Source organism: Bacillus sp. FJAT-47783, from assembly GCF_022808615.1.
Taxonomy (GTDB): domain Bacteria; phylum Bacillota; class Bacilli; order Bacillales; family Aeribacillaceae; genus Bacillus_BZ.
This window is the reverse complement of record NZ_JAKZKS010000048.1, coordinates 1-5,031: the sequence shown is the minus strand read 5'-3', so window position 1 is coordinate 5,031 and position 5,031 is coordinate 1. Positions and strand designations below refer to the sequence as shown.

4 protein-coding genes and 1 pseudogene are annotated in these 5,031 nt (G+C 31.9%); all 5 read right to left on the bottom strand.

Going from position 1 to position 5,031, the window contains the following annotated elements; translation table 11 throughout:
• On the bottom strand, positions 1-187 hold a 187-nt coding region (locus MLD65_RS17735), incomplete at its 3' end, for a DUF4277 domain-containing protein (RefSeq protein ID WP_243293145.1).
• A 116-nt stretch (positions 188-303) separates the two neighbouring features.
• The gene (locus MLD65_RS17730) at positions 304-1,365 is read right to left on the bottom strand and encodes a glycosyltransferase family 4 protein (RefSeq protein ID WP_243293147.1); all 1,062 of its coding nucleotides are present in this window, start codon (positions 1,363-1,365) and stop codon (positions 304-306) included.
• A gap of 426 nt (positions 1,366-1,791) precedes the next feature.
• A complete protein-coding gene (locus tag MLD65_RS17725; protein WP_243293144.1) occupies positions 1,792-2,907 on the bottom strand; it encodes a glycosyltransferase in 1,116 nt (371 codons plus the stop codon).
• A gap of 64 nt (positions 2,908-2,971) precedes the next feature.
• Entirely contained in the window at positions 2,972-4,057 is a 1,086-nt protein-coding gene (locus MLD65_RS17720) for a glycosyltransferase family 4 protein (RefSeq protein WP_279326140.1), read from the bottom strand.
• 582 nt (positions 4,058-4,639) lie between these two features.
• Positions 4,640-5,031: pseudogene (locus MLD65_RS17715) on the bottom strand (IS1634 family transposase); the annotation flags it as partial.

Genomic DNA, 5,031 nt, shown 5'->3' with positions numbered 1-5,031 from the left:
GTTGACGATCACACAGGATGTTGATGACCAGCGCTTTCAAGCGGGTGCCAGGTGATAAATGACAGCGGTTCTTGTCCCATTCAAGCTGTTCATTTATAATTTTTTCAAATCCTATCTCATCACAAATAGCAGAAATCAATTGAGATGGTCCAGCCGAAAGTGTCAAAATTTGGTCCGTCTGTGTCATCGGAATCATTCCCCCACAATCATTCATTAGTGATATTTTTCGATGGGGAGGGAACATTTCCCTTTAAAAAAACAAAATTTCTTAATTTGGCACCTGCCGAATGTGGGATTTATACACTACCCTTCCTTTTTCCTCCAAGATAAAGAAGATACTTTAATAAAAATCTTTGTTAATGGCTTATTATCCTTTCCTAAAAGTTCTAACATTTCACCTAGCAATTCAATAAAAAAAAGAACAAAAAATATTACAAACATTGAATACCATATTGTACTTCTCGAAAAAACAATCGCTGCAATACTAAAAATGGCACTAATTAAATAAATGATTAAAACAGTCTGTAAATGGCTAAACCCTAATTTGAGAATACTATGATGTAAATGTGATCTATCAGCGACAGATATCGATTTTTTGTTCACTAATCTCCTTATAATGGCGAAAAAAGTATCAGATAAAGGAACACCTAACATAAGGGCTGGTACTAACAACGAGAACAAAGTAACATTTTTAAACTCCAATAATGTCAAGACGGCTATCATAAACCCTAAAAATAATGCACCCGTATCTCCCATAAATACTTTAGCCGGATGGAAATTATAGTATAAAAAACCTAAAATCGAGACAATCAAAATTATCGATGTTTGAACGACAAAATTAAATCCAGGCAGACTTAAATAAATGATTGTTAACAAGACAATAACAGAAACTCCGGCAGCTAAGCCGTCAAGCCCATCGATTAAGTTCATTGAATTAGTGACTGTTATAATCCAAATAAACGTTAATGGAATCCCCCACCATCCAATATCTACTTGTCCGATAAATGGGATATGCATAAATTTAATATATAAACCATTTGTAACCACAAAAAAGGAAGCTAGTACTTGCCCAATTAATTTCCACTTTGGAGATAAAGTTACTAAATCATCCATGATACCCGTTATTGCTATAAAGAATGATCCCCAAATAACACCTTCTAAATACGAGCTTTTAGGTGTAAAAAGTAAAAGTCCAAAATAAAAAGAAAGAACAATTGCTAACCCACCAAGCCTTGGAATTTTTTTAAAATGAACTTTTCGTTCATTCGGAATATCTACTGCACCTGTAGTTAAAGCAATTTTAATAATTATTGGTGTTAATAAAAAAGAAATAAGAAATACTACTGTTGATTTAAGGAAAATTATCATATACTGTACCTCAATTTTTTAATTATGTACAGTCATATGTTAGCCAATTACTCTAATTGACATTCAACTAAAAAAGTATCAAATCAACCGAATCAGTAATCATAATATTGAGAAATTTTATTGTATAAAGGATTAAATGCCGGTAAAGTAAAAAATGTATACTGTTTCGAAGAAGATAAATAAATTTGCAAAAATCTTATTAAGGGGATTAAATATATAAAGCAGTGGACACAATAGACTTGCTTTGAAATAGTCTATGAGTGTTATCTTTTCAGAAAAATGTGTCCACTGAAAATTTGTGTAAATACATGAGTTAAAAGCATATTTCATTTATAGTCTTTGTATTATATTTTCATCTATATCCACTTAACAACCAAACCAAAACTTTAATATTTATAACAAAATAGTAGTATTAACGCATTATCAGAAATCGCGCGTGTGGTTATTTTGAAAGGTGAAAATTCTAAGTAATTTCCCTTTTATATTTTCTAAATTATACTCTTCAGATTTTATCTTTGCTTGTCGACTGAGTTCCCTCCTTTTATCTTCTGAAAAGGTAAAGAAATTTTTTAATTTATTTGTAAGATCATCACTGGAACCTACCTTAAATAACAAACCATTTTCTCCATCTATAATATAATCAAGTAGCCCCCCAACAGAACTCCCAATAACTGGGGTTCCACAAGCCATTGCTTCTAATCCAACAAGTCCTAAGCTCTCACCTTTTGTTGGAAAACAGAATACATCTATCGCATTGAATATGGCATTCAATTTTTTTTGTGGTAATAAAGGATAGTGTACAATTATTTCTCCTAAACCAAACTCATTAACCATATTCTCAAAACGTTCCTTATCTTTCCCATCACCAACAATAAGAGCTTTTATCTTATTATTATCAAAATACTGTTCTTCTTTTAAGTTCTTTAATGAGGTTAAAAAAACTTCCCATCCCTTTCCAACATCTATCCTACTGACATACCCGATATACTTATAACTTGAGTCAATCCCTAACTCATTAAAGGAGGACTCTCTATCAGTTCTTTGGTAAAAGATATTGCTATTAATGCCACCAGATGGGAATACCTCTATTCGATTATTTAAATTATACTTCTTTTTTACAAGTTCTTTAAAATAATTACTTGGAGTAATTACGCAAGTTGATTTTTTTAGTAATTTTTTAACATATGGCTGGTATTTCTCCTGCGAGGGTATCTGTGGAACAACATCTGTACCATGTACATTTGTATAAATCACCAAATCTTTACAAATTACTTTTAAAAACAAAACAGGAACCGCATTGTGAGCTGCATAATGTACATAAAGCATGTCATACTTTCTAATCAATGTTTTACAAATTATTAAAAAGTAATAAATTAGATACTTAATTAGTTTAAAATATTTATTTGTTTCTTTATATAAAACAGTCCGGTCTATTTGGCAACCGGCATCTAACAATATCTTTTCAGTATTTCTTACAAATACACCGTAATTGGGAGCATCTTCACTAGGATACATGTTTGATATTAAATGAATCTTCATATAACCATCTCTCAATCTTAATAAAATTCTTATTACAATTAATAACAAAAACGCTTAATTAACATCAAGCGTTTTCGTTATGTTCTATACTAACTCTCTTTGAAATAACCTTTTTATAAAAATTTATTAAAGGCTTATAGTTTTTACTTATTAACCCAAAGGTTTCGATTAATAGTTCAATTGCAAGCAAAATTACCATAAAGATAATTATTGCTGCAAATAAGTTTGCATTATACAAAAGAATGGCTGATGCCCCAAACAAAATTGAAATCAAGTATATAAATAGCACAGCTTGTTTATGAGAAAAACCGACATCTAATAATCGATGATGAAGATGATTTTTATCCGGATCCATAATTCTTTTATTCTGAAGTTTACGACGAATAATGGCAATTGTCGTATCTGTAAGTGGTACAGCCAATATTACCATCGGAATTATAAAAGTTATAAATGTAACTTGTTTAAATCCAATGATGGATAGAACCGACAGTAAAAATCCTAATAACAATGATCCTGTGTCACCCATAAATATTTTTGCAGGGTGGAAATTAAATATTAGAAATCCTAGTGAGGCTCCTATTAAAGCAAGTGATAAGTATGCCACGTTTGTATCCCCAATAATTAAAGCCATTACGAAAATTGAAATTGCAGCAATAATAGAGACTCCAGAAGCAAGCCCATCTAACCCGTCGATTAAATTGACTGCATTTGTAACTCCAACTATCCAAAAAAGTGACACAATCAATGCTACCCAAACATTCACAGGAATACTTTCATCGAGAAATGGAACTGTTATATACTCAATTGCAATCCCTTCTGATAACACAATAGTAGCTGCTATAATTTGGCCAAATAACTTTTGCCAAGGTTTAACTTGAAACTTATCATCAATAAACCCAGTTATAACAATTACTGTTGCTGCTAAAAGAATACTGTAATTCAAGCTCGCAAACATAGATATAAATACAAATCCCACACAGAAAGCCATGTATATAGCAAGTCCACCAATCCTTGGAATTGGTTTGTTATGAACTTTACGATTATTTGGTTTATCTACTGCACCAATGCTTTTAGCAAGCTTAATTACAAATGGAACCGAAATTGTACTTATTAGAAATGTCAAGATAAATATCATAATGAATAGTATCATTTGAATTTACACCTCTTAGGGAGATTAGTAGATACAATGCTATATATCTAAATTTATACTTCTTTTAATATTGCATACTTCTCATTAATTAAACATAACCCGTTTTCCATTATATCTTTTTCTTCCATAAATGAGAAGACTTGATTTAATTCATCTAGTAAACTTAATTAGATTTTTTAGAATTTCTTTCTATATCAATAACTAATAATACATTAAAAATTTTAATTACTTGAGATGAGCAAAAACGCTTACACATATTTACAAATAAATACGTGCATAAAATGAGACATAAACAAACTCTCTTGGTAGAATAAAAGCGCCAACCTATACCCTACAAAGGAGTGTTTAAGTCTCATGAAAAGGTTAGCACATCATCAAGAAATCTACAATACTTTTATGAATTTAGGATTGAAGCTTTACTCCCAACCCGTTTTGAAACCCATATTCGGCACCTCAGAATTATGAATGTCCAATTTTCTAAGGTGACGTTTTTAAAATCCATCTATTCACCTCTCTCTCGACGTTTTTCTAGATTTTCCTTTCTTGTTCGACAATCATAATCGAGTTCACCCCAATTTTAGCTTACTTTGGTTGATTTTCTGCTTTCTTCGACACATACATGGAGAGATCATAGCCGGCCAACTCTAGAATTCGTTTGCTTTGTTCTCCAACGTTGTCTGGTATATAACGCATGACCTGCCCACCTTGTTGAATGTAGATCACCTTGATTTCCTGAAGTTCTTTCAATAAAGCCTGAGCGGTTGGCTGGAATACTTTACGTTTACCCGCTAGAATGAGGGGCTCTTTTTCCTGTTTCATTTTTTCTCGTACCCGGTACTCTAAAATCCCGTAAATGAGGATGGCCATCACAAATACGATTCCCAACGCTTCTATCCGGCTCGGTTTCTTTAAGAAAAAGCCATCGACAAATTGCGGATTTTTGAGTAATCGAAAGCGCGTCTCAGCGGCTTCCT